Origin of the sequence: Clostridium autoethanogenum DSM 10061, from assembly GCF_001484725.1 — a bacterium.
GTDB classification, from domain to species: Bacteria; Bacillota; Clostridia; order Clostridiales; family Clostridiaceae; genus Clostridium_B; species Clostridium_B ljungdahlii.
In genome coordinates, this window is record NZ_CP012395.1 from 2,982,260 (window position 1) to 3,008,817 (window position 26,558).

The 26,558-nt window shown below is 30.5% G+C and carries 22 protein-coding genes and 1 riboswitch; of the genes, 16 read left to right on the plus strand and 6 right to left on the minus strand.

Annotated elements, in window-relative coordinates:
• Window positions 1–211 precede the first annotated feature (211 nt).
• A riboswitch (SAM riboswitch) is annotated at window positions 212–319 on the plus strand.
• A gap of 273 nt (window positions 320–592) precedes the next feature.
• The 7 genes from CLAU_RS13490 (at window position 593) to argH (ending at window position 9,029) form a co-directional block, all read left to right on the plus strand.
• Window positions 593–2,992: a homocysteine S-methyltransferase family protein gene (locus tag CLAU_RS13490; protein ID WP_023162834.1), complete on the plus strand. Its 2,400-nt coding sequence runs from the start codon at window positions 593–595 to the stop codon at window positions 2,990–2,992.
• 221 nt (window positions 2,993–3,213) lie between these two features.
• Complete coding sequence (locus CLAU_RS13495) at window positions 3,214–3,900, plus strand: beta/alpha barrel domain-containing protein (RefSeq protein ID WP_013237336.1); 687 nt, start codon at window positions 3,214–3,216, stop codon at window positions 3,898–3,900.
• Window positions 3,901–4,113: 213 nt separating this feature from the next.
• Window positions 4,114–4,938: an ABC transporter substrate-binding protein gene (locus CLAU_RS13500; RefSeq protein WP_013237337.1), complete on the plus strand. Its 825-nt coding sequence runs from the start codon at window positions 4,114–4,116 to the stop codon at window positions 4,936–4,938.
• Window positions 4,939–4,967: 29 nt separating this feature from the next.
• On the plus strand, window positions 4,968–5,618 hold the full coding sequence (ehuC, locus tag CLAU_RS13505) for an ectoine/hydroxyectoine ABC transporter permease subunit EhuC (protein ID WP_023162835.1): 651 nt from the start codon (window positions 4,968–4,970) through the stop codon (window positions 5,616–5,618).
• Between the two features lie 33 nt (window positions 5,619–5,651).
• Window positions 5,652–6,431, plus strand: coding sequence for an amino acid ABC transporter ATP-binding protein (locus CLAU_RS13510; protein WP_013237339.1), 780 nt, complete (start codon window positions 5,652–5,654; stop codon window positions 6,429–6,431).
• Window positions 6,432–6,505: 74 nt separating this feature from the next.
• The gene (locus tag CLAU_RS13515) at window positions 6,506–7,711 is read left to right on the plus strand and encodes an argininosuccinate synthase (protein ID WP_013237340.1); all 1,206 of its coding nucleotides are present in this window, start codon (window positions 6,506–6,508) and stop codon (window positions 7,709–7,711) included.
• 1 nt (window position 7,712) lies between these two features.
• Window positions 7,713–9,029, plus strand: a complete 1,317-nt coding sequence (gene argH, locus CLAU_RS13520) for an argininosuccinate lyase (RefSeq protein WP_013237341.1) — start codon at window positions 7,713–7,715, stop codon at window positions 9,027–9,029.
• A 60-nt stretch (window positions 9,030–9,089) separates the two neighbouring features.
• Here the strand turns inward: argH and CLAU_RS13525 are convergent, their stop codons facing one another.
• Together CLAU_RS13525 and CLAU_RS13530 are read right to left on the minus strand one after the other, a co-directional pair.
• The gene (locus CLAU_RS13525; protein WP_013237342.1) at window positions 9,090–9,308 is read right to left on the minus strand and encodes a DUF378 domain-containing protein; all 219 of its coding nucleotides are present in this window, start codon (window positions 9,306–9,308) and stop codon (window positions 9,090–9,092) included.
• Between the two features lie 110 nt (window positions 9,309–9,418).
• A complete protein-coding gene (locus tag CLAU_RS13530) occupies window positions 9,419–9,898 on the minus strand; it encodes an Lrp/AsnC ligand binding domain-containing protein (RefSeq protein WP_013237343.1) in 480 nt (159 codons plus the stop codon).
• A gap of 294 nt (window positions 9,899–10,192) precedes the next feature.
• Between CLAU_RS13530 and CLAU_RS13535 the strand changes: the two genes are divergently transcribed.
• The 6 genes from CLAU_RS13535 to CLAU_RS13560 all read left to right on the plus strand — a co-directional run bounded on the left by CLAU_RS13535 (window position 10,193) and on the right by CLAU_RS13560 (window position 17,230).
• Complete coding sequence (locus CLAU_RS13535) at window positions 10,193–11,161, plus strand: asparagine synthetase A (RefSeq protein WP_029170211.1); 969 nt, start codon at window positions 10,193–10,195, stop codon at window positions 11,159–11,161.
• 151 nt (window positions 11,162–11,312) lie between these two features.
• On the plus strand, window positions 11,313–11,675 hold the full coding sequence (locus tag CLAU_RS13540; RefSeq protein WP_013237345.1) for a hypothetical protein: 363 nt from the start codon (window positions 11,313–11,315) through the stop codon (window positions 11,673–11,675).
• 697 nt (window positions 11,676–12,372) lie between these two features.
• Window positions 12,373–13,071 (plus strand): GntR family transcriptional regulator, encoded by a 699-nt coding sequence (locus CLAU_RS13545; protein ID WP_013237346.1) that lies wholly within the window; start codon window positions 12,373–12,375, stop codon window positions 13,069–13,071.
• A 261-nt stretch (window positions 13,072–13,332) separates the two neighbouring features.
• Window positions 13,333–14,442, plus strand: a complete 1,110-nt coding sequence (locus tag CLAU_RS13550; protein ID WP_023162839.1) for an XdhC family aldehyde oxidoreductase maturation factor — start codon at window positions 13,333–13,335, stop codon at window positions 14,440–14,442.
• Window positions 14,443–14,637: 195 nt separating this feature from the next.
• Entirely contained in the window at window positions 14,638–15,018 is a 381-nt protein-coding gene (locus CLAU_RS13555; RefSeq protein WP_023162840.1) for a BlaI/MecI/CopY family transcriptional regulator, read from the plus strand.
• 40 nt (window positions 15,019–15,058) lie between these two features.
• Window positions 15,059–17,230, plus strand: coding sequence for a M56 family metallopeptidase (locus CLAU_RS13560; RefSeq protein ID WP_023162841.1), 2,172 nt, complete (start codon window positions 15,059–15,061; stop codon window positions 17,228–17,230).
• An 85-nt stretch (window positions 17,231–17,315) separates the two neighbouring features.
• On the opposite strand, the gene CLAU_RS13565 is transcribed toward CLAU_RS13560, so the two are convergent.
• Window positions 17,316–18,749 carry a hypothetical protein gene (locus CLAU_RS13565; protein ID WP_023162842.1) on the minus strand — a complete coding sequence of 478 codons (1,434 nt, stop codon included), beginning with the start codon at window positions 18,747–18,749 and terminating at the stop codon, window positions 17,316–17,318.
• Complete coding sequence (locus tag CLAU_RS13570) at window positions 18,746–19,309, minus strand: sigma-70 family RNA polymerase sigma factor (protein WP_023162843.1); 564 nt, start codon at window positions 19,307–19,309, stop codon at window positions 18,746–18,748. The genes CLAU_RS13565 and CLAU_RS13570 overlap by 4 nt, the downstream gene beginning before the upstream one ends.
• Window positions 19,310–19,398: 89 nt before the next feature.
• Here CLAU_RS13570 and CLAU_RS13575 point away from each other — a divergent pair, with 89 nt between their 5' ends.
• Window positions 19,399–19,791, plus strand: a complete 393-nt coding sequence (locus CLAU_RS13575; protein ID WP_023162844.1) for a FadR/GntR family transcriptional regulator — start codon at window positions 19,399–19,401, stop codon at window positions 19,789–19,791.
• A 242-nt stretch (window positions 19,792–20,033) separates the two neighbouring features.
• Here CLAU_RS13575 and CLAU_RS13580 read toward each other — a convergent pair whose 3' ends face one another.
• A complete protein-coding gene (locus tag CLAU_RS13580; protein ID WP_242834121.1) occupies window positions 20,034–21,263 on the minus strand; it encodes a glycosyltransferase family 4 protein in 1,230 nt (409 codons plus the stop codon).
• 88 nt (window positions 21,264–21,351) lie between these two features.
• The gene (locus CLAU_RS13585; RefSeq protein WP_013237354.1) at window positions 21,352–24,393 is read right to left on the minus strand and encodes a vitamin B12-dependent ribonucleotide reductase; all 3,042 of its coding nucleotides are present in this window, start codon (window positions 24,391–24,393) and stop codon (window positions 21,352–21,354) included.
• A 310-nt stretch (window positions 24,394–24,703) separates the two neighbouring features.
• Between CLAU_RS13585 and CLAU_RS13590 the strand changes: the two genes are divergently transcribed.
• Together CLAU_RS13590 and CLAU_RS13595 are read left to right on the plus strand one after the other, a co-directional pair.
• The gene (locus CLAU_RS13590; RefSeq protein ID WP_023162846.1) at window positions 24,704–25,210 is read left to right on the plus strand and encodes a gamma carbonic anhydrase family protein; all 507 of its coding nucleotides are present in this window, start codon (window positions 24,704–24,706) and stop codon (window positions 25,208–25,210) included.
• Between the two features lie 74 nt (window positions 25,211–25,284).
• Window positions 25,285–26,556: a M14 family metallopeptidase gene (locus tag CLAU_RS13595; RefSeq protein WP_013237356.1), complete on the plus strand. Its 1,272-nt coding sequence runs from the start codon at window positions 25,285–25,287 to the stop codon at window positions 26,554–26,556.
• Window positions 26,557–26,558 lie beyond the last annotated feature (2 nt).

The window sequence follows — 26,558 nt, forward strand, 5'->3', positions numbered from 1 at the left end:
GTGGAAAAAATAAAGTTTTAAAGAGAGTGACTATCATTAAAGCAAAGATTTGGAATATCTGCTTGCACACAGCGAAAGCGACTATACCAAATCAGAAATTTGGTATATCTGCTTTTCCCACTAAGTAAGATTCATTGATATTACGAATTATAGTAAAATAGTGATGTAAATAGTATTGACAATTGATAGTTAAAGTATTAATATTAAAGCACTTTTATCACGAGAGGTGGAGGGACTGGCCCAGTGAAACCCAACAACCGGCACTAAAGTGCATCGGTGCTAATTCCTGCAGAATAAAACGAATTCTGAAAGATAAGGAAAGTTGATTTTGTCAAATTTAAAGCTGCTTTTCTGATTGAAGGGCAGCTTTTTTAGTTAATAGTTAAAAATGAAAAATTAATAGTTAGTGAGCGAAAGCTGAGTAAATAAATATTAATTTTAAATAATATTAATGTATATTTATACAATTATACAATATTAAATAATTTAGATGTATTGTATAAAATTTGTTTAAAGTTTAAAATTTTATACAAGAAGTAATGGATTAAATAATTTAAACATGAAACTTGTATTTGAAAAAGGAGTGCAGCAAATGTTATTTAAAGATTTATTAAATAAGTTTAGTAACAAATTTGTTTTTTTTGATGGAGCTATGGGAACCATGCTTCAAAGAGCAGGACTTAAAGTAGGTGAACTTCCAGAAACATTAAATATAACAAATTCAGAGATTATAAGAAAAGTACATAGGGAATATTTAAACGCAGGATCAGATATCATAATAACAAATACTTTTGGTGCTAATGAACTTAAGTATAGTTCTTCTGATTATACAATAAAAGATGTAATTACAGCTGGAGTAAAAATTGCAAAGGAAGAGGCAAAGGATAAATTAGTAGCACTTGATATAGGACCTACAGGACAAGTTATGGAGCCTACAGGAAGTTTAAGTTTTGAATCTGCATATGAATTATTTAAAAGTCAAGTAATTATAGGGGAAAAAGCGGGAGCAGATATAATTCTAATAGAAACTATGTCTGATTTGTACGAAGCAAAGGCAGCTATTCTTGCGGCAAAAGAAAATAGTTCTCTTCCAATATTTTGTACAATGACTTTCCAGCAGGATGGAAGAACTCTAATGGGAACAGATCCAAAAACTATGGTATTTGTGCTTGAATCGTTGGGGGTGGATGCTCTTGGAGTGAATTGTTCCTTGGGACCGGGAGAATTGCAAGATATTGTAGATGAAATCTTAAAGTATTCTTCTATACCCGTTATAGTTCAGCCTAATGCAGGACTCCCAAAGTATGATGGCGAAAATACGATTTATGATATAACTTCAGATGAATTTGCAGAAAATGTAGTGATTATGGCAAAAAAAGGAGTTAGGTTTTTTGGAGGATGTTGTGGAACAAGTCCTGAATTTATAAAAACTATGGTAAAAAGTTTGAAAAATATAGTACCTTTAGATATAAAAGAAAAAAATTATACCACAGTGTGTTCAGCCAGGGATACTGTGTTCCTAGGTAATAGGATAAAATTTATAGGGGAGAGAATTAATCCTACAGGTAGAGATATTTATAAGAAAGAGCTTAAGGAAGGAAAGGTAAATTTTATACAGAAAGAAGCAGTGAAGCAAAAAGAAGAAGGAGCACATATACTTGGGCTTAATGTAGGACTACCTGAGATTAATGAAGTTCAAACTATGAAAGAAGCAGTAAAAGCAATACAAAAAGTAGTACAATTACCTATAGATATAGACAGTCCAAATCCTAAAGTGTTAGAGGCTGGAGTTAGAGTTTATAACGGTAAACCTATAATAAATTCAGTAAATGGTAGAAAAAAGTGCATGGAAGAAGTATTTCCAATAGTAAAGAAGTATGGAGGCTGTGTTATAGCCTTAACTATAGACGAAAATGGAATACCTGATACTGCAGAGGGTAGGGTAAAGATTGCAGAAAAGATAATCAAAACTGCCGAAAACTATGGAATCAAGAGAAAGGATATAATAGTTGATTGTCTTACGCTAACTGCATCTGCTCAACAAAAGGAAGTGCTTGAGACAATAAAGGCCATAAAGATTCTAAAGGAACAATTTGGAGTAAAGACTACTCTTGGTGTAAGTAATATATCCTATGGACTACCTAGAAGATGTATATTAAATAGAACTTTTCTTGCACTTGCTCTTCAGGCAGGACTTGACTTGCCAATAATAAATACATCAGACAAAGGCGTGAAAGATATTATTTCAGCTTTTGAGGTTTTAACAAACATAGATAAAGAAGGAAAGGAATATGTAAAAAAATATAGCGGTAAATCTGAAGGTGAAAAAGCAAAATGGGGAAGCGATATTCCTAATTCAGGTGAAAATGATAAAAATCTAAAACAGACCATTATTGATGGAATGGAAGAGGAAGCAGTAGAGTTAACTTGTAAGCTTTTGAAAAGTAAGAAGGCAGTAGATATAGTAAATTCTTATATAATTCCAGCGTTAGATGAGGTAGGCGTACAATATGAGAACAAGGATATATTTTTACCACAGTTAATACAATCAGCTGAAACTGTAAAACAAGCTTTTGAAATAATAAAGAAAGATATGCTTAAAAGTGGCGAAAATAAGATATCCAGGGGAAAAATAATACTTGCTACTGTTAAAGGAGATATACATGATATAGGAAAAAATATAGTTAAAGTGCTTTTGGAGAATTATGGATTTGAAGTTATAGATTTGGGAAGAGATGTAGATATTAGTGAAGTAGTAGATGCTATAATAAAAAATAACGTAAAGTTAGTAGGACTCAGTGCACTTATGACAACCACTGTAAGTAATATGAAAAAGACTATAGATGCTATAAGAGATAAGGGGCTTCAATGTAAAGTTGTAGTAGGTGGAGCAGTATTAAATCAAAATTATGCAGATATGATAGGTGCAGATTATTATGCTAAGGATGCTAGAGAAACTGTAAAGATAGCAGAAGAATTATTTTCAGTTTAGGATAAACAGAGTTCTTGGCATCAGATGGAGTTTTGACTCCACCTAATGCTTAGAAATCGTTATCCAGGGACATAGCTGCTCTTTACTCCCACTTGGAGAAGTGGAAGTATTAGAGCAGGTAGTCATCGGATAAAAATAATTTTTATGGAATATTTAATGTGTTTAATATACAATAATATGTAAGAGAGACAATATCAAAATAGATTTTGGGAGATATAAAAATGGGTGAGAAGATTAATAAAAAAGATGTTAAATATGTACCAGAGATAAGAGGAGTACTTAGAGGGCATATGATAAATTTCCCTGGTGTAATAAGGGAGGCCAGCGGCATAATAGTTTTTGGAAAAAGAATAAAATCTTTTGCATTTACTACGGATATAGCAGTTATAAAAAATATAGATGCAGATGCAATTTTAGCAGTTTATCCTTTTACACCCCAATCAGTTATAACAGAGTCATTAGTTACAGCTTCTGATGTACCCATATTTTGCGGTGTAGGGGGTGGACTTACCACAGGAAAAAGGGTTGTAAACTTAGCATTAAATGCTGAATTTACTGGAGCTATGGGGGTAGTGTTAAATAGTCCTACATCTAATGAAATTGTAAGAGCTGTTAGAGAGGCTATTGACATTCCTATTATAGTTACAGTAGTATCTGAAAGAGATGATATTCAAAAGAGAATGGAATCGGGAACTTCCATATTAAATGTATCTGCGGGTAAGAATAGTGCTTCTCTTGTGAGAAAAATAAGAGAAAAATATAAGGATATTCCGATTATAGCTACAGGGGGAAGGACTAAGGAAAGTATAGAGGAAACGATAGAAGCAGGTGCAAACGCTATTTCATATAGTCCTCCTTCTACGGCAGAATTGTTTAAGGGGACTATGGAAAAGTACAGGAATATGTAATAAACAGGGGCTCTGTTCAAAGCAATGTAAGAAGTTGCTATTGAAGCAGCCTCTTTTATTTTTGAATAAACAGAGAAATATGTATAAGTACAGAATAAAAATAGTATGGAAAAAACAAAAAAGGTATTGAATAATTATAATATTAAATGTATAATTATTTATATATTTAACCTAAGGAGTTAAAAATAATAATTATAGAAAAGGGGAAAAAAAATGAAGAAGTTAAAAAAGACAATAATTGTAATGTTGACAATTGTTTTTGCAGCTGCTTTATTTGCAGGATGTGGGAGCAGTAACAGTAATAGCGGAGATGAACAAAAAGGACAGAATGCTTTAGAGAGGGTAAAAAAAGCAGGAGTTCTAAAGGTAGGACTTGAAGATTCTTTTCCACCAATGGAATTTAGAGATAACCAAAACGTACTTAAAGGTTTTGATATAGATATGGCAAACGCTATAGGCAAAAAGCTGGGAGTAAAGACTCAATTTGTAGGTACTGAATTTAATGGAATAATTTTAGCACTTAACTCTGGAAAATTTGATGTTATAATATCAGGACTTAGTATTGATGAAAAGAGAAAAAAGCAAATAGATTTTTCACAGCCTTATATACAAAATGCACAAATTATAGTTACTAAAAGCGGAAATGAAGCAATTAAGACTTCAAAAGATTTAGCTGGAAAGAAAGTAGGAGTAGGACTTGGTACAACTAGTGAAAAAGTTGTTCAAACGTTACAAGGTATAAAAGAAGTTAAAAAATATGATAAGACTACAGAAGAACTTCAGGATTTATTAATAGGAAGAATTGATGCGGTTATAGTAGATGAACCAGTTGGAAAATATTATATATCTAGTCCTGACAAGAAAGGAAAATATACAGTACTTAATGAAAAACTTACTAATGAACCTATGGGAGTAGGATTTAAAAAGGGAGACAAGGAACTTGAGACAGCAGTACAAAAAGCATTAGATGAGTTAAAAAAGGATGGAACAATGTCTAAAATCTCTACTAAATGGTTTGGAGAAGATATATATAAATAGTATATGCAAAAAGAAAGTGGGTAAAGTAAGTGAATATAGAGTTTATTAAAAATATATTACCTATTTTATTAAAGGGTAGCGTAATGACAATTGAACTTACAGTAATCACCTTGATATTAGGAACTATGCTTGGAGTATTTTTGGCACTCCTGAAATTGTCTAAAAATATCGTATTAAAATTAGTATCAAGTTTCTATACATGGATATTTAGAGGAACTCCTTTACTGCTGCAGCTATTTTTCTTCTACTATGGATTACCTTTTATTGGAATAGAACTTACTCCTTTTACCGCAGCTATATTAGGACTTGGCTTAAACTGTGGTGCATATATGGCTGAGATAATAAGAGGTGGAATACAGTCTATAAACAAAGGACAATTTGAAGCAGCAAAAGCTCTTGGATTTAGTTATGTAGAGACTATGAGGAAAATTATTTTACCACAAACCTGGAAGATAATAATACCACCAGTAGGAAATGAATTTATATCTATATTGAAGGATACTTCATTGGTATCTACTATAGCTATGGTTGAACTTATGAGGTCAGCTCAGCAGATATATGCAAGCAGCTTTGATCCAATATCTGTATTTTTAACTGCAGCAATATTGTATCTTATAATGACAACTGTATTTACAACTGTATTTGGAATATTCGAAAGAAGATTGGCTATTTACAGTTAGAAATTAGAGTAATTTTAAGTGGAGGTTTGATTTATGGAAAATGCTATTTTAAATAATGGCGAAAATTTAGATAAAAATGAATATATGATAGAAGCGTCTAATTTAACTAAGAGTTTTAATAATCTTTTAGTTTTTAAAGATTTAAATGTGAAAGTAAAGAGAGGTGAGGTCCTCGTAGTTATAGGGGCCTCGGGATCAGGAAAAAGTACACTTTTAAGATGTCTAAACCATCTGGAGGAATTAGATAGTGGAACTATAGTTATAGAAGGGGATAAGCTAAACCCTAAGGACAAAAAAATGCTTCGAAAAATAACTACGAAGATGGGAATGGTTTTTCAAAATTTTAATTTATTTCCACATATGACAGCTGTTCAAAATGTTATGGAAGCTCCACTAGTTGTAAAAAAAGAAAAAAAGTCAGAGGTTTTACAAAGAGCTAAGCAACTTTTAAGTAAGGTGGGACTTGCAGATAAGATGGAATATTATCCATCTAAACTCTCAGGTGGACAGCAGCAGAGGGTTGCTATTGCAAGGGCTCTTGCAATGAATCCGGATATAATGTTGTTTGATGAACCAACATCAGCCTTAGACCCTGAACTTGTGGGGGAAGTTTTGAATGTAATGAAGGATCTGGCTAAGGAAGGTATGACAATGGTAGTAGTAACTCACGAAATGGGGTTTGCCAGAGAAGTAGCTGATAGGGTTATATTTATGGATGGAGGAAAGATAGTTGAGCAGGGGACTCCAGAGGAAGTATTTTCACATCCAAAAGAAGATAGAACTAAGGAATTTTTAAATAAAGTTTTAAAATAAAAAGTCAGTATTTTAAATACTTTTATTTGTCTAAGCTATTTATTAAAATTTAAATATATATGGAGGGCGAATTCATGAAAGATAAAGTTGTGTTAGCATATTCAGGAGGATTAGATACATCAATTATTATTCCTTGGTTAAAGGAAAATTACGACTTAGAGGTTATTGCAGCTTGTATAAATGTAGGACAAGATGATGACATGGAAGAAGTAGAAAAGAAAGCCATTAAAACAGGGGCCTCTAAAGTATATATTGAGGATTTAAAGGAAGAATTTGTGAAAGATTATTTATTTAAGGCAGTAAAGGCCAATATATTGTATGAGGACGCGTATTTTTTAGGTACATCTCTTGCAAGACCACTTATGGCCAAGAGATTAGTTGAAATAGCTCATGCAGAAGGAGCAAAATATATAGCTCACGGATGTACAGGAAAGGGAAACGATCAGGTACGTTTTGAGGTTGGGGTAGCAAGTTTTGATCCTACAATAAAGATAATAGCACCTTGGAGAATATGGGACATAAAGTCCAGAGAAGATGCTATAGATTACGCAAATTCAAAGGGAGTAGATGTTCCTGTAACTAAGGAAAAAATATATTCAAATGATAAAAACATCTGGCATGTAAGTCATGAAGGTGGGGATTTGGAAGATCCAAGAAATGAGCATAAAACAAGTATGTACTTTATGACTACTACACCGGAAAAAGCGAAAGATGAAGACACATATATAGAGCTTTATTTTGAAAAAGGGGAACCTAAAAGATTAAATGGAAAAGAATTAAGCCCTTTAGATATGATGGAACAGCTAAACAAAATAGGTGGAGAAAATGGAATTGGAATAGTTGATATGGTGGAGAACAGACTGGTTGGCATGAAATCCAGAGGTGTATATGAAACTCCTGGTGGAGCAATATTATATGCTGCACATACTGCTCTTGAAAGATTAACTATAGACAAGGATACTTTTCACTATAAACAATTAGTATCTCAAAGATATGGTGAACTCGTATATGATGGACTTTGGTTTGGAAGCCTTAGAGAGGCACTGGATGCTTTTGTTGAGTCTACTCAGGAAAATGTAACAGGAACAGTAAAATTAAAGTTATATAAAGGAAATATAATGCCAGCAAGTATAGATGCTATACATCCTCTATTTAATGAAAGTATATCTTCTTTTGGTGCAAGTGATTTATATGACCATAAAGATGCAGATGGATTTATTAAAATCTTCAGCTTACCTTCTAAAATAAGAGCTGCAGTAAAAAAGGAAAAGGAAAATTAATATGAAACTCTGGGGAGGAAGATTTAAAAAATCTGAAAGCAAGCTTATGGAGGATTTTAATAGTTCTCTTAGCTTTGATAAGCTTCTTTATAGTGAAGATATAGAGGGAAGTATGGCCCATGTAAAAATGCTTTCCAAATGCAATATACTATCTAAAGAAGAAGGAGAATCCATATTAAAAGGACTGCAATCTATTTTAAGTGACATTGAAGATGGAAAACTTAAAATAGAAGGAGATTATGAGGATATACACACTTTTGTAGAGGTAAATTTAATAGAGAGAGTAGGACAGGTAGGAAAGAAACTTCATACTGCTAGAAGTAGAAATGACCAAGTAGCAGTAGATTTTAGATTATACTGTAAAAAAAGTGCATTAGAAGTTATAAAGAACATAGAGAAACTTCAAGATGTAATTAAAAATCTTGGAGAAAATAACAATATAATGATGCCTGGGTATACACACCTTCAAAGGGCACAAGTTGTAACTTTTAAGCATCACATAATGGCGTATTACAATATGTTAAAAAGAGATAAGGCAAGAATATCAAATGCAGTTGAAATTATGGATGAAAATCCACTTGGATGCTGCGCTCTTGCTGGAACAACTTATAATATAGATAGAAGTTTTACTGCAAAAGAATTAGGTTTTAAAAAGCCTGTAGATAACTTTTTAGACGGTGTAAGTGATAGGGATTATGTCCTTGAGCTATTATCGAATTTTTCTATAATAATGATGCACTTAAGCCGTTTAAGTGAAGAACTTATATTATGGAGCAGTAAAGAATTTGATTTTGTACAAATAGATGATGAATTTTCTACAGGAAGCAGCATAATGCCCCAGAAAAAGAATCCCGATGCTGCAGAACTCATAAGGGGCAAAACAGGGAGAGTATACGGTTCGCTCATGTCACTGCTTACCACAATGAAAGGCATTCCTCTTGCCTACAATAAGGATATGCAGGAAGATAAAGAACAGTTTTTTAACTCCTTAGATACTGTATTAAGCTGTCTTAAAGTTATGAGTGGTATGCTCTCCACATTAAAAATCAAAAAAGACAATACATTTAAAGCTGTTAAAAGAGGATTTTTAAATGCTACAGAAGCGGCTGATTACTTGGTTAATAAAGGAATGGCTTTTAGAGATGCCCATAAAGTAATTGGTGAAATTGTATTGTATTGTGAAGAAAGAGATAAGGCTATAGAAGATGTTTCTGTAGACGAATTGAAAAAGTTTAGCTCTCTTTTTTCAGATGATGTATATGAATTTATAAATTATGAAAATACATTAAATAGAGGAATTAAGAAAAATCTCAGATAGTATGTAAAATTAAGGCGTAAGTAGAAGACTTTTATAATTGTTTTCCACTTACGCTTATAATTATTTGACTTCTTTTGTATCCCCAGTGCTTCTTTCATTTCCGAAAAACGAAAGTGCATACAACCCTCCTAGTCCTACAAGTGCGTATATTACTCTAGTAGCTGTTGACATTGTTCCAAATAGTGATGCTACGAGATCAAATCTAAAAAAGCCAATTAGTCCCCAATTTAACGCACCTATTACAACCAATGTTAGTGCAATTATATCTAATGTTCTCATAATTACATCTCCTTTTTATTTTTATACAAAAGTATTATTTGCATATTTTATAAAATTTATGAGTTTAAATAAAAAGAAAATGAAAATGAAAAAAGAAGGTAAATAACAAGTTATTCATCTAAAACATCGATATCAATGCTTCTATCTACAGGTTGAAATAAAGATATTATTGTATCAGTTCTTTGAACTCCATCTACGGATTGAATTTTATTCATAAGTAGATTTTGTAAATCAGTAATATTTTTACATAGAACCTTTACAAATATAGAATAATCTCCTGTTGTATAATGGATTTCCACGATTTCTTTTATTTGTTTTAATTCATCTAGTGAATTATTAAAAGACTTAGCTTTATCTAAATAAATGCCTATAAAGCCACATACGTCAAATCCAATTTTTGAATTGTCGATTATAAGCTTAGTACCTTTTATTATGTCCATGTCCTCCATTTTTTTAACTCTAACATGTATGGTTCCACCGCTTACGTGGCATTGTCTAGCTATTTCTAGAAAAGGAGTCCTTGAATCCTTCAAAAGAATTTCAAGAATTTGAAGGTCTAAGTCATCTAAACCATTAATTTTTAAGCTCAATTTATATTCCTCCTTTTAAAGTTATCCGTATTTTTTCTGAAAACTTTAAATTAGTATGTGTACAATAACATTATAACAGAAATTTTGATAAATTAATAATTGTAAACCTTATCATTAATTAATAATTTATGAATTTTTAATTTTAGGTATATTAAAATGATAAATTTACAAAAAAACATAATATTAATTAATGATATTGCAAAATACGTAAAAAAGTATTATTATATTGGTAATGAAACTAGAGAAAAGATATTCATTGAGAATTTATATAAATTGTTTAGGGAGGCCACATATATGAAAACATATGTATTGAAAGATGAAAAGGAATTAAAACTTTTAGATGAAACTATGGAAAAAATTAGAAGAGAAAAATTGCCTACTATACTTGGTATACAACAAGCTATATTGAGGGCAGTAGATGATTATATGTATAAAAATGGAGTAGTTAGACTTTTACCTAACATGCTGGCACCTATAACAGATCCACTTTGCCATAGCGTAGAAGAGTGTGCAATTACTTATCAAGGACAAGAATTTAACTTAACAAAGTCCATGATATTTCATAAACAAATAGCTCTTTCAAGTCCAAACTTACAGAAAATTTATATTGTATCTCCAAATGTAAGATTAGAGTTACCAGAAAGAGGAGATAAGAGGCATTTATTTGAGTTTACTCAAGTTGATTTTGAATTTAAAGATGGTACAATGAATACAGTATTTGAATTTATGGAAAGTCTCGTAAAATATGTATTTGACTATATAAAAGAAGAATGTAAAGACAAGTTTGAAAAATTAGGAATAGGAACATCTCACTTAAATATAACAGGTCCTTTTGAGAGACATACAACTCAAGAGTTAAAAGCAAAATATGGAGATGATTTTGAAGCTATAGCCTCACAAAAAGCAACACAACCATTCTGGTTAATAAACCATAAGAGGGAATTCTATGATGCTGAAGATTTGGATAACAGAGGTACTTATAGAAACTATGATTTAATATGGCCTATGGGTTATGTAGAAGGATTAAGTGGCGGAGAAAGAGAATATAAATATGATAGAATAATTACAAGAATGAGAGAAGCTAAAATGGATGAAAGTTTACTTAGAAACTACATTGAGCTTGCAAAAAGAGGAGAACTCCCTAAAACAGCAGGAGCTGGTTTTGGAGTTGAAAGAATGACTAGATTTGTATGTCAACAAAAAGAAATTGATGATGTGACTGTATTTAGTAGAAAACCAGGAAAAGAAAAATATATATTCTAAAAGAAGGCTGTCTAAAATGGACAGCCTTCTTAGTTATTTGCTTAGAAATTTTACTGTCATACAGGTTTTCAGACAAATAAATAGAAAAGGTATTGATATAAGTTAGAAAGTATATAATAATATATATAGACAAACTAAGGGGGGAGAACAAATGCCTTTATGGTTACAAGTACTATTACAGGTAGCATTTATTGCGATAATATTTTTATTTGTATATAATCAATTAAAAATACGTATTTTATACAAGTTTCATCCAAACAGATGGATAATTCTTTTATTGTCTATAGCAGCTTTTTTCTTGCCTACAATAATAGCGGCCTATTTTAGATATAACTTAAATGGGAGTGTATGGCAATACATATCTTCTGCTGTATTTTTAGTTTTATTTTTATGGTTTGTGGATTTAAGAAGCGGTGCCATATATGATGTAAAGGGTTCACAAAAAGAAAAGAACATAAAGATAAAGCCTAAAGCTAAGCCAAATAGAGCAAAACATAATAAAAACAAAAAGTAAGTTTTTTATACAAATTAAAAGTCTACTTATAGGTAGACTTTTAATTTGTATAAAAAAAATCCACATGGGGGAGCATGTGGATAAATAGGGGATATTTATTAACCTTTTAATACATATTCATGATATCATATATTTTTACATAAATCAATATTTTTTATTTATAAATGCTATTTTTCGACACTAATTATGAAACAGTACATATGAATTAAGGAACGTACATTTTACTTAAATATATTATCGGAAGTAGTAGGAATTGTAATAAAAACGTTGACAAAACACAAATAACTGATATATAATGAAAACATGAGGTATACATATGCTAACATGTATATACAGGTTATTGCCTTATTAAAAAATATATAGTTTATATCTGTAATTTTTTTAGTAAATAAATTACAGCTTATATTTACCAGATTATTATTTAGTTTTAAACTTCCATTTCTGAGACCCCCATCTCTAGATAATAAAGTGATTACTTGAGCTATCACTTGGGAAGAAGAGGCAAATATGCATCTGGATCATAGAGTCTTAAGTGTACTTGAAATTAAATTTTATGTATGCTCAGGACTCTGTTTATTAATGACTTAATTTTTGAAAGCCTATAATATTGACAATGACGTTTTATAATTCTAATATTATAATTATGTTAAAATTGTTTTATATGGATTAGATGAAATTTAATAAGGAGTAGTAAATAATGAAAAACTCTATATATTGTAAAATAGCTGATGATATACGTGATAAAATTATTAGTGGCGAACTTAAAACAGGGGATGATTTGCCTTCTGAAACAGCTTTATGCAGTGAATATAGTACAAGCAGGATGACGGTTAGAAAGGGACTTACTATTTTATCCAATGACGGATACATATATTCTATACCAGGAAAAGGATATTTTGTACAAAAGCCTAATTACAACAAATATACTATTTTTTATAGTGAGAGAAACAATTTGATAAATGATGTGGATCGCATAAAACTTCTATCTGTAGATGTTGTTTTGCCTGATGATAAACTTGCAACTAATCTTCGTATAAGTAAAAATAGAAAGATAATAAGAATTAGAAGATTGTTTTATACACAAGGGGATCCTATGGCTTATGATTTAAAATATCTAGTATACCAAAAGGGAGTTCCAATTATAGAAAATGAAATCGAAAATGCTACTTTCCCAGAAATGATGTCCAATAGGGCTTCTCTTTATAGTTTAAATAAGGAAATTGTAATGTATGCTAAAATGCCTGGAGAAGAGATTAAAGAACTTTTAAAAATGTATGATGAGGTTGCGCTATTTGTTGTAGAACAAAAATTAAATGATGTTAAAGACAAGCCAATTGGGTTTGGAATAACTTACTTTAGAGGAGATTATATTAAATTACACGGGGTTAGTCAATAAAAGTAGGTTTTAATTACTAAAAAGTTTTTAAAATGAAATAAATATTAAAAAAACAATCTATAAGTAACATATAGATTGTTTTTTCTCGTATGGGCGATTTTTACATTGAAAGTTATAAAAATATGGAAGGTAAACTAACTTCAGAGCTATAGAGTCTAAAATGATTTAAGTTGAATAATTACAAATTTTGTTATAAAATTTAAGAGTAAACGTTTCAAAACGCTAATTTATCTTATATTTAAGGAATATGGAGGTATGTAAATGGAAAAGATATACAAAGAAGTGGTAAAACTTTTACAGAAAGAAGAAAGTTTTGTAATAGCGACTATATTTGATAAAACTGGTTCGGCACCACGTACTGCTGGTGCTAAGATGGTAGTTAGAAATGACGGTTCAATTATTGGAACCATAGGTGGAGGACGTTTAGAAGCTGATGCTATAGGTCTTGCTAAAAAGTCACTGTCTTTAAAACAAACTGTAATGCAGTCTTTTGATTTAACTCACAATGATGTAGCTTCTATGGATATGATTTGTGGCGGTAAAGGTGAGATTTTAATAGATTTTATAGATGCTCAGGATGAAAATAATCGAATAATTTATGAAACAGTAGTAAAAATTCAGGAAAAGAGGGAAAAGGCATGGTTTATTACAGTACTAGATAATGTCTCTGGTACTTCTAATTTGAGATGCCAACAATGCATAGTAAAACCAGATAAAACTCTTATTGGTAAAATTGATTGTGATCCAAATATATTAGAGAAACTGATAGCTGGACCAGCAAAAATATCAATACATGCTGAAGTAATAGATAATCAGCGTTTTTTGGTAGAACCTTTACGTCCTGAAGGAACAGTTTATATTTTTGGGGCAGGGCATGTATCTCAAAGAATTGCACCTTTAAGTGAAACAGTTGGTTTTAGAACAGTAGTATTAGATGATCGTGAAGAGTATGCTAATCGCAGCAGATTTTCAGAACCTACAGAACTTATGGTCATTGATTCATTTAACAAATTACCAAATTTACATATTGATGAAGATAGTTATTTAGTGATTGTGACTAGGGGACATCTTTATGATAGAGTTGTTCTAGAGCAGGTACTTCGCAGTAATGCCAAATATATTGGCATGATAGGAAGTAAGAGTAAGAGAGATAAGATTTTTACTCAATTACTTAATCAGGGATATGCAAAAGAAGAAATTAGAAGTGTTTACTCACCAATAGGTACAAGTATAGGAGCAGAAACACCACAAGAAATTGCAGTAAGTATTGTAGGAGAACTGATTAAAGTAAGATCAGAAGGTGAAAAGACAAATTCTAAGAAAAGTGGTAATACTTCTGATATATACTGTAATATAAATGATCCAGATTAAAAATAGAATATTATAGTGATTCAAACAAAAAATAAAACTTCTAGTGTACTAAGTATACTGGAAGTTTTTTGTTATAAAAAGAATTGTAAAACAAAAGTATGTAAATAATACAGGTTTTGCCTTGACAATTTCGGTTTACAAATGTAGACTGAAGTTGTAGATCTACACTTGTAAACTGAAAATGGAGGAGTAAGTATGAAGAAAATGCCAAAGATCTCAGCAGCTGAGTGGGAAGTAATGAAGCTTCTCTGGAAACAAAATCCTTTAACATCTGAAAAAATAATTAATTCTTTAACAATTAAAATGAATTGGTCGGCACAAACAGTAAAAACATTTATAACAAGGCTTTCAAAAAAAGAAGCAATAGGATTTAAAAAAGTAGGCAGAATATATAATTATTATCCATTAATATCTGAAGATGAATGTGTAAGGGCTGAAAATCAATCTTTTCTTGAAAAGGTATACGATGGGGCTGTAAGTATGCTATTTACCAAGTTTTTAGAGGAAGAATCTCTATCAGAAAAAGAGATTCAAGAGTTAGAACAGATTCTTAAAAATAAAAAACAAGGAAAGTAGGGTTTAAGTCTTTGAGACTAAAAATAGGGGGATACTAAATATGGATATTTTAATTAGAAGCTTTTTATGTTTTTTTCGTGATTCCATAACAGCAAGCATTGCAGGATTATTAATAATTTTAATTTTAAAGTTATTTGATAAACACATTTCAGTAAGACTTCAACATGCTTTATGGATCATAGTTGTTATAAGATTAATAATACCAGTGGAGTTTCAAAGTAATTTAAGCTTACTTAATTTGTTACATGAAAATCATCAAAATAGTTCAAATATTGAAAATAAAAGTACAATAAAAAGTATGACTTACGCTGCATCTGATTTTTTAAGAGAAGGAAAAATCCAATATAGTTATACTTCTAAGAATCAAATATCCAAGGTAAACCAATCTCCATCAAAAATAGTTTATAGTAGAGAAAATATAATAAAAGAATATATAACTTCCCGTATTTTAGGTATAGCTTCTTTTATATGGATAGTAGGAGTTTTTAGTATAGCTGCATTTTTATCAGCATTTAGACTGCAATTCAAAAGGAAAATTCTAAATTTAGAAGAAGTAAGAGATTTGGAAAGTATAAAATTACTGAATGAATGTAAAAACAAAGTAAATATAACTAGGGATATACCTGTTTATATTTGTGATAATTTTAAAAGTCCATGCACATTAGGAATAATAAAACCTAAAGTTTATATTCCTAAGTGTGTATGTACTAAAAATAATTTAAAACAATTATACTATATATTTTTACACGAATTAATTCACTATAAAAGAATGGATTTGGTCTATAATTTTCTTGCTGTTCTTGCTGTTATACTGCATTGGTTTAATCCTATTGTGTGGTTTTGTATGAAGAGAATGAAACTTCAAAGGGAATGTGCTTGTGATACTTATGTGCTTGAAATTATTGGGGAAGAGAAGGCTGAAGACTATGGAATGACGTTAATTAATTTTTCAAAATTAGTGTCAAGCAATAAAGTCCCACGATTAGCAGTTTTTTTTGAAACGAAAAATCAAATTAAAAGGAGAATAGAAATGATAAAAAATTTTAAGAAAGGTTCCTATAAAATGTCAGCAGCTGCAGTAATATGCTGTGTATTAGCTTCAGGGGCTATACTTACAACTGCTGTAAATGCTAAAAGTATGAAAGCATATAAAACTGCTGCAGTGGTTAGCAGCAATAACTCATCAGTAAAAAATCAAAATAGTAAATTCCTTATTGATGCACCAATTAAATATTATGATAACTTAAAAAGGGCAGAAGAAGTTACAGGTTTTAAAGTTAAAGTACCCGATTATATTCCAACAAAATACGTATTAGCAAGTATTCATGTTATAAAAGTTTCTGATACAGACAATTCTTTAGAAGTGTCTTTTTCAAAAAAGGATGGTGTTTTTAATTTTCAAGCTTCCAAAGTTGACATGGAACAATGTTTAAAACAGATTGCAGAAGATCAAAGCAAAGGAAAAGTTGAAGTTAATAAAGAAGCAATGAATTTGGAAGGAATAAATGGATATAATATTACAATAAAAAGGACATTGCCTATGGGTTATAATTATAAAATAATAGATAAATGTTTTATATGGCAAAATGAAGGCGTGTGGTATAGTATAGGATACAGCATAGAAACTCAACGTAAAGAAAATAAAAGCTCAACTATAGGTATTCCTATAGATGATGTAGGAAAAATTGCAACTTCTATAAAATATGATCAAGATGTTAAAAATGTAAGTTATTCCATACCGAAAGATGTTTCTACTGAAGTTGCAACTTTACCAATATATGATAAAGAGGATTTGAAAAAAGCTAAGGAGTTATTAGGATTTAATCCTAAATTTCCATTAAGTATTAATAAGAATATAACTATAAAAGGTTCATTGGTGGGAATTTCAGGAGACTCTCATATAAAAAATAAAAAAATTGGCTATGAATTGGGTACATTTTATAATTTAAAAAATGGATTGTTGGTATTTACACAGGGGAAAAGTTCAAAAGCATATGATGATATGAGTAAAAAAGCTAATACGATAAAAATTGATGGTAAAGAAGTTCTTAAATATGAGACTTATGAAAAATCAGTAGCAAATAAACAATTAAAGGAAGATATTTATGTTTGGAAAGAAAATGGATTTTATTGCGAAGTTTCAATAATGGCAAATATAGCAAACCAGGATGAAATAGTTAAAGGATTTGTTGATTCAAAACCAATAGATTAGATTTAATTATGAGCATGTCAAGAATATCTTCAAAAAAGAATATTTTTGACATGCCTCTTTTTTTAGTTAGTGATAAACTAAAAAGTTATTTAATTGTTGATGGATTAAGGTCTATTTCAAAAGGACCAACCGAAGAAAAAGTATATTGAAGGTGATTTAATTTTAAATTGTCTCCTATTCCATTTTGTAGTTTATAAAAGACCTTAATATTACCATTATTTTGGCTAGGGTTACATTCACCATCTCCATCAGTAATACTTTCAAATAAAATATTTGAAGTTTGTAATCTTGAATTGCTGTCATTTATATAATTGTAAATTAACTCTATACTGTCATTTGATAAGCGGTTTATACTAATAATTTTGAATTTAAATCCCTTATAGTTAACTATTTTGTTTAAAATGCTTTTGCCTGATTTGGGAATATCTAATTCTAAATTAAAATCAGAAGTTTCATTGTTAAAATTATTAAGATCATTATTAATAGCTTTGAAATTAATACTATCAGTATGATAAATTACATTTGGAACAGTTAACTTTAATTTTTTGCCAGTGAGTTTGCTTAAATCAAATAAAGATTCATTTCCTTGGTCTAAATAATTAATATTGTTATGCCCATATACTGCATTATTATATTCATCAGAAATTATAATATGGGAATTTTGTATAGAATTATTATTTATTAATTTTGTACTAATTGGTTCTTTGCAACCCCACTCTTTGCCTTCTTGGAATGTTCCATAATTAAGTGTATCTATTTTTTTTGATTTAAAATCTGGTAAGGTATCTGTAAAATAATAATCTACTTTTAAAATATTCCCCTGTCTTTTTAATGAAGTCACATTTAGTGTAGTTATTCCATTAGTTGCAGTATATAAAATTTTTGATTCAGCAGCTTCTTTAAAATTAGAATTTTTTAGTTTAAAAGTTGCTTTAGTAAATTTTTTATCATTATCTACAATACTTAAAGTATAGCTATTAGCTTTTTTTACTTTACCATTGTATTCTGCCCGGTATGAACCTATGTGATTATCTGGCATCAGAGCAAGATTGTCGCTGCTATGAAGTTCATAGGAATTACCATGATTGTCTGTAATAGTGTAATAAGATCGTTTAAGCTCTTCAGGTTCAATAGTTAAAGTAACTATAATTTTATTATTGTCTATATACATATTAGCTAAAGTTATATTACCTTGTTTAATACTGTTTTTAAGAATTTTGGGTCTATCTGAAGAAACTTTTACTTCTCCAATACCAGATATGACAGTGAGTTTTTCTATCATATTAGCTAAAACATTCTTTTGGGATATGATTATAGGAATAGTTATCAGAAAGATGATTGCTGCTGCAATAAAATTTTTTTTACCTTTAGGTTTCTTAGGTTTTACTTTACTAATAATATCTTTACAGATTTTTTTCTTTTCAAATTCATTGAGGTCATCACTGCTAAATTCATTTTCATTTATATTAACATCATTTAAAAGTTTTAAAACATCATCTTCATTTAAATTTAAATTCATTTTGATACCTCCACTTCACCTGAAATATGTAATTTTCTTATAATCGAGTTTTTAGTGCGCCATAATCTATTGTAGATAGCCCCTTTTGATAAATTAAAATTTTTACACAAGGTTTCCATATCTTGATCCAAAAGGTATTTTCGTATAAACAGTTCTCTGTCCAGCTTATGTTCATATTGCAAAAGCTTTATTAATTCTTCTTTCTTTTCCCTCAATATATATTCATTTTCAATATCAGTATTAGAGATTAACATTTGTTCTTCTATCTGAAGGTTGTCCTGTTTAACTAAGCTTCTTTTATAATCTATAGCCTTATATTTACTTACAGCTAAAAGCCAATTCTTAAATGAAGATTTTTCAGGATTATATAAGTGACTTTTATTCCATATTAAAAGATATACATCATTAATACATTCTTTTGCATTTTCATAATTATCGTTTCCAAGTACATTTAGTACAACTTTAAAAACTAAATTACAGTAAATATTAATTATGTATTCTAAGGCTGTAGGATTTTTTCTTTTAAGTTCTAATAAAAAGTTTTTATCGTTAATTTTCATTTTTAACTCCTTTCGTATTATCTTATCACTAATTAATACGGATAATATAGTTAGTATTTCACAAAATTTATTTTGGTATTTTAGCTAAAATGAAAATTCCTATAATTGCTAAATTTGCAGCTGAAAGGGCTACGGATCAGGAGATTGAGAACATACGTAAGATTGAAAATAAGTTTGAAGAAGAAGCAAATGAGGGCATATACAATCCGGAAACAGATAAAAAATTACACGTTGAGATATCAAAAGCTTCTCATAATGATTTGTTTATCAAATTTACCAATGATATAAACAATGTGATGAAAGAGCATAAAATGTGGATTTTCCTTCGTGACAGAACTGTTACTAGACTGGAATACAGGGATATCAATGTAAGTGAACATATGGAGATTGTTAAATCCATTGAAAGTTGTGATGGTGAAGAGGCAATGAAAAAAATGCATAAACACATGAATAGCCTGTACGACAGGTATTGGAAGGAATAAGAGAGATTCTAAAATTTAGTTAAAATTTTTATGCTTTTTTCTTCTAATGATTAAGTGTTTAATCTTTCAATCATAGCATAGACTGACGAAAATATATTTTAAAATTGTTATCTAAAATAAGCTTTAAATACTTGTCTCTAAGTATCTAGAGCTTATTTTTATTTGATGAGCAATATAAAAAATAAACCCATTGTATAAAAAATAAGTTGTATACAATGAGCAATGTTGAAGTAAATTATGAATTAAAACAAATTTTCTATTTTATTAAAAACACCTTTCCAAGACATATTGTCTATGACTTCTTTTACTTTTGGGTCTTTTTTATAGTATTTATTTCTAATTTTTTCTAATTGATTTTCTATAGCCTTTGAAAATTCCTTTTCAAAGTTAGGTAAGTCTTCTTCAAAAGGTTCATCTAAACTTTTCAGAGAAGGCATTTTAACATATTCTATTAAACCTTTTTTGTTAATGTAATCTCCAAAAAAATCTTTGACACCAGGCAAGTTTGTAGTTACTATTAACATGCCAGATGCAAGGGCTTCAGTTAATACTAAAGGGAGCCCTTCAAAAAAGGATGGAAATACAAAAAGATGACTTTCTCTAAAGAGCTTTGATAATTCTTTTTGAGAAATCGAACCTTTTAATATTATTCTTAATCTGCTTTCTTCAGCCATTTTTTCAATGGCTTTAAATTGGCTGCCTGTGCCAGAGCCTGCTAAAATGAGTTCTATAGAATTTCTATCTATATCTAGTTTATTATAAGATTTTATAAGGGATGGAATTCCTTTTGCAAAATTTAATTTCCCGGCATAAATAAGTTTTATCTTATCCATGTTTTTTTCAGTATCATTAGTATAGAAAATGTTTGGATTAAAACCAACTCCAACTACAGTAATTTTATTTTTGTCTATTTGATATTTTTTTATTATCTCATTTTTTTGATCTTCATGCAGAGCAGCTATATTGTCTATATTTCTGCAATATTTGGATACATAATTATTAAAATTAGGAGCTAAATCCATTTGCCTTAAGTCTGTACCATGACATATTGCTATTGTTTTTATAAGTGGAAACATTTCTTTCACCATTGCGGAAAGTATCCACAAATGGTGAGTTATTATTATATCAGGTCTAAATTCTGCTACTGATTTTGTAAGAACTTCAGAAAAGGCATTTTTCCATTTGATTAGCATATCATTATCTAATTTTCTATACATAGTACTTTTATAAGGCATTATATCTGTCATACCTACTACGGGAAAAGGAAGCTTTTCTGTTTGGAAAACTACAGGATAAAACTTAACATTTTCTTTAAAGTGTATGTTAAATTCATCTGCAGGGATACCTGCTATTACAGCTTGAGAATAACCTTTTTTATCTCCCTGCTCTATTAAAGCTTGAAGATATGTACCACTGCCTGTTTTTTCAGGCCTTTGAGCTATTACATGTAGTATTTTTTTCAAATTTAACACCCACCTAATTAAATTTATATTTATTAACTCAACTTCCAATTAAATTGTTTTGTAATTTTTTTAAACTGTGAACCAACTACTTTACCAATCAACTGCATCCTGTAGTAGAACCGCAGTCAAGACATACCATGCAGGTGCCATTTCTCACCATTCTAGTGCTTGAACAAGTAGGACATACTGTACCATAAACTTTTTCACCATCTATTTTTTTTATTTTTGTCTCATTTCCATTAGTTTTTATGGTGTTTAATTCAGGTGAAGAATTGCCTAAAACTAAGCTGTCTTTATCGTAATTTTCAGGTTTAACTTGACACCTTGAAAAATCCCCCAGTTCTATATCAATTACTTTACTTATAAGGTCTGAAATTGAGGATACATATTTTATGTAGGGATGCTTCTGAACAAATCCATAAGGCTCATATTTTTGTCCCCTGAGCATTCGTGATATATCCTGAGGTGGAACATGGTATTGCAGCATAACGGATATTGCTTTAGACAGGGAATTTAGAAGCCCCATTATTATAGTACCCTCTCTATCTGTAGTTATATATATTTCAGATATTTCATCATTAGAATTTCTGTTTACTGTAGTGTATATTTTAACGTCATCTATTTGAGCAGGGTGCGTAGTTCCTTTACGAATTCCAATAATTTTATCTCGCTTTGAATACTTTATTCCTTTTTGTAGTTCCTTTACCTTTGATAAAAGTTGGTTATAGGTAAAATCTTCGATATTTATATCATTGGAATCTGACAAAGTGGTATTTAAAGGCTGAGCAGCTTTAGAAGAATCCCTATAAAGGGTAATGCCTTTAACTCCTAGTTTCCAAGAGGTAAGAACAACATCTTTAAAATCTTGTACTGAAGCAGTTTTAGGCAAGTTTACAGTTTTAGATACGGAACCCGATATAAGAGGGGTCAAAGAAGCTACCATCTTTACATGTCCCATAGGATCAATATATCTTTCGCCGCTGCCGCATTTATTTGAAGTATCAAATATGCTTAGGTGTTCATCTTTTAAGTGAGGTGCACCTTCTATTTTGCCATCCAGTATTTTTTCATAAGTATAGTCATTTTCAGATACATTTTCCTTTTCAAGTACATAGGACAGTATGTCTTCTATTTGTTCAGAGGTATAGCCTAGGTTTTTAAGGGCAATGGTTATTACAGGATTTATAATAGTCATAAATCCTCCTCCAGATAACTTCTTATAAACAATGTGACTGAAAAATGGTTCTATTGAAGTAGCTCCACAGTCCATGGCGAAGGATATGGTTCCTGTAGGTGCTATAACTGAAACTTGGGCATTTCTGTATCCAAATTTGATACCACTTTTAAGTGCATTTATCCAGCAATCTTTTAAAGTCTTTCCTATGTAAGAAAGTCCTTCCTTTTTTAAAACGCTGTGTTTTACTTTTAACGGAACATAATTTAGATCTTCAAATTCATTTGAAAAGTTATTCCCTAGAATTGCTTGGAGAGACTCTATATCTACAGAGGCTGCTCTGGCATGATTTCTTAAAACTCTCATCATATAGGGCTTATTTATTTCAAACTTTTTAAATGGACCTATTTCTTTTGCCATAAGAGAAGATACGTAATAAGACTCACCTGTAAGTATTCCAACAAGTGATGCAGCTAAAGTTCTAGCTTCATCTGAATCGTAAGGATACCCCATAACCATAAATAACGAAGCTATATTTGATATACCAAGTCCTGTGGTTCTAAAAAGATAAGTTTTTCTAGCTATATCTTCTGTAGGAAATTGTCCCCAGTGTATTGAAGATTCAAGAATAAGCTGAACAAGATCTATTATGTGCAAATATCCTTCTATGTCAAAAGTGTTATTGGTTATATTATAGAACTTGTATATATTTATAGAAGCAAGGTTACAGGAAGTATCATCCAAAAAAGCATATTCTCCGCAGGGGTTTGTAGAATTTATCCTGTTATAAGGAGCATTTAGTTTGCCATCTTCACCTGCAGGACAGGTGTGCCAGGCATTAAATGTAGTACTGAACTGAGGTGCAGGATCAGCACATTTCCAGGCAGAATTATTAAAGGCATCCCATATGTTTTTTATTTTTTCTATCCTATTAAGCTTTGGGTCAGTTCGACCAATAAGCTCAATGGTATCATCTGGGTTTTGTTCTAATTTGCTTACCTTATTCATAAATTCATCGGAAAATCTTACTGAATTATTGCTGTTTTGACCAGATACAGTTTCGTAAGCTTCACCATCGATATCTGTATCATATCCCATTTTACCAAGAGCTCTTACTTTGTCTTCTTCTTTGGATTTCCAGTTTATAAAGTCCATTATTTCGGGATGGTCTACATCAAGGCATACCATTTTTGCAGCCCTTCTTGTAGTACCACCAGATTTAATAGCTCCTGCATTTTTATCCAATGCTTTTAAAAAACTCATAAGTCCGGAAGAAGAGCCTCCACCAGATAATTTTTCACCTTTTGCTCTTATAGTAGAAAAATTAGTGCCAGTTCCAGAACCTCCCTTAAATAATTTTGTCTCTGTGACAAATTGATTTGATATGGAATGTGATCCTAGAAGTTTATCTTCAATAGAAAGTATAAAGCAAGCAGAAGCCTGAGTCCTTGTATAATTATCTTTAGACTCTACTACTTTATTGAGGTTTTCATCGAAGTAGTAATTTCCCTGTTTAGCACCACATATGTCATAAGATAATTTAAGACCTGTATTAAACCATTGAGGAGAATTAGGAGCACACATCTGATTTAAGAGAGCATATGCACATTCATCATAAAAAATAGAAGACTCATCTTCTGTTTTTATAAGTCCTTCATCTTTTAGTGATTCACACCAGAAATTTACCATCCTGTGAGTTACAGATTTCATACTATTTTCATAACCATTTTCTCCGGGAACTCCAGCTTTTCTAAAATATTTAGAAGCTATTATATCGCAAGCATTTTGAGAGTAATTTTCAGGAAATTCTAGATTCTTCATATCAACTAATACTTTTCCTGTTTTATGATCTTTTAAGAACACGTCAACTTTTTTCCATTTAAATAAATCATATACTGTTTTATTATTGTTTTGTTTAAGAGATTTTGTAAAGTATCTTTTAAACAAGTCTTTTACGCAGTCCAATTGGCCTACCTCCTAATAATATTTAAGGGTTTTTTAATTAAAGTGTTATATGAAATTGTTAGTTTCCATAAGCATAATTAAATAAAGATACTATATATAGTGTAAATAAGATTACATAAATACCATATATAGTGTCATTATATTATATGATATATTTTAGAAAAACTCAATTCATGATATGTATTATATTTTAGCATATTTTTAAAATAATATAGTTTTTTTTCTTCATATGTTTTTATTTTGCAACTATAATGATTTATAATTTAAATATAGGTTTTCAAATATTAAATTCTTAAGGAGAGTAAATTATATGATAAGAAAATTTGAACATTACATACCAGATATAGATAAAAGCTGTTTTGTAGTAGATAATGCAGAAGTTATAGGAAAAGTTAAACTTTGTGAAGATGCAAACGTATGGTTTGGGGCTGTACTTAGAGGTGACGTAAGTAATATATATGTAGGAAAAGGAAGTAACATACAGGATAACTGCACTGTTCATACTGGTGAAAAAAGCCCAGCAGAGATAGGAGAATATGTTACTGTTGGTCATAATGCAGTGATACATGGAGCCAAAATTGGAGATAATTCTTTAATTGGTATGGGATCTATAATTTTGGATAATGCGGAAATTGGTTCCGAGAGCATCATAGGAGCAGGAAGTTTGGTAACTAAAAATAAAAAAATACCTTCAGGGGTGTTATGTATGGGTTCACCTGCAAAGGTAATTAGGAGACTTACTTTGGAAGAAAAGAAGTTTCTTAGACGGTCAGCAGAAGACTATATTGAAAGGGCTAAAAATTATAGTGAATATTAGAAAACAATACATTAATCACATATTTATAAAGTTTGCATAAAAATAATATAGTAATAATATTTAGGGGAATTCATATGCCAATATTTAAACTGGGCTCCAGAGGCACTCAGGTCATGAAAATACAGGCTGTGCTGAGGAAAATAGGATACAATTTAAATACCATAGATGGGATATATGGCAGAGAAACAGAGCAAGCAGTTAAAAATTTTCAAAAAAATAATGGATTAGCTCCTGATGGCATAATAGGTTCTAATACGTATAGGGTTTTACGAGATTTTATACTTGGTTATAATACTTATATTGTAAAGCCAGGGGACACATTGTATAATATAGCCCAAGAATATAAAACTCAAGTTTACAAAATAACAGTAGCTAATCCACAAGTACATGCATTAGGGTTGATCCCGGGAACAATACTTAAGGTGCCTTATGATATAGACGTAGTTGATACAAATATAAATTACACTTATGATATATTGGAACAAGATTTAGTGGGACTAGAAGCTAGATATCCTTTTATAATTATAGGAAATGCAGGACAAAGTGTGCTTGGAAGGAAGATTTACTATGTGAGACTTGGAGTGGGTCCTAATGAGGTATCTTATAATGGATCTCATCATAGTTTGGAATGGATTACCACCCCACTTTTAATGAAGTTTATAGAAAACTTTGCAAAAGCTTACGCAGAGGGCAGAAATATAAGAGGTTATAGCCCTGCTGATATATGGAGGAGAAGTAGTATATATATAGTTCCAATGGTAAATCCAGATGGCGTGGATTTAGTTTTAAATGGATTACAGAGAAGTAATCCGTTTTATAATGAACTTATAAGGTGGAATAAAGGAAAAACTGATTTTTCTAAGGATTGGCAAGCTAACAATAGAGGAGTAGATATTAATCATAACTATAATGCAGGGTGGGAGTTTTCAAAAGCTGCAGAGCCCAGTTATGGTGTATATGGTCCAGGACCTACCAGGTATTCAGGGCCTTATCCTGAATCAGAACCTGAAACTAGGTCTATGGTAGCATTTACAAATAGTCATAATTTTAGGTTAGTTTTGGCATATCACAGTCAGGGTGAGGTTATTTACTGGCAGTACAATGCACTTACACCTCCAGAATCAAGGAGGATAGGAGAATTGTTTGCCAGGGTAAGTGGATATAGATTAGAACAGACTTCAGGAATAACATCTTATTCAGGATATAAGGATTGGTTCATAAAAAGCCATGGCAGACCTGGATTTACTATAGAAGTTGGAAAAGGTACTAATCCACTTCCAATAACCCAATTTCCCAAAATATATAATGATAATGAAGAAATTCTTTTGTTAGCCTCAGTTATATAAAT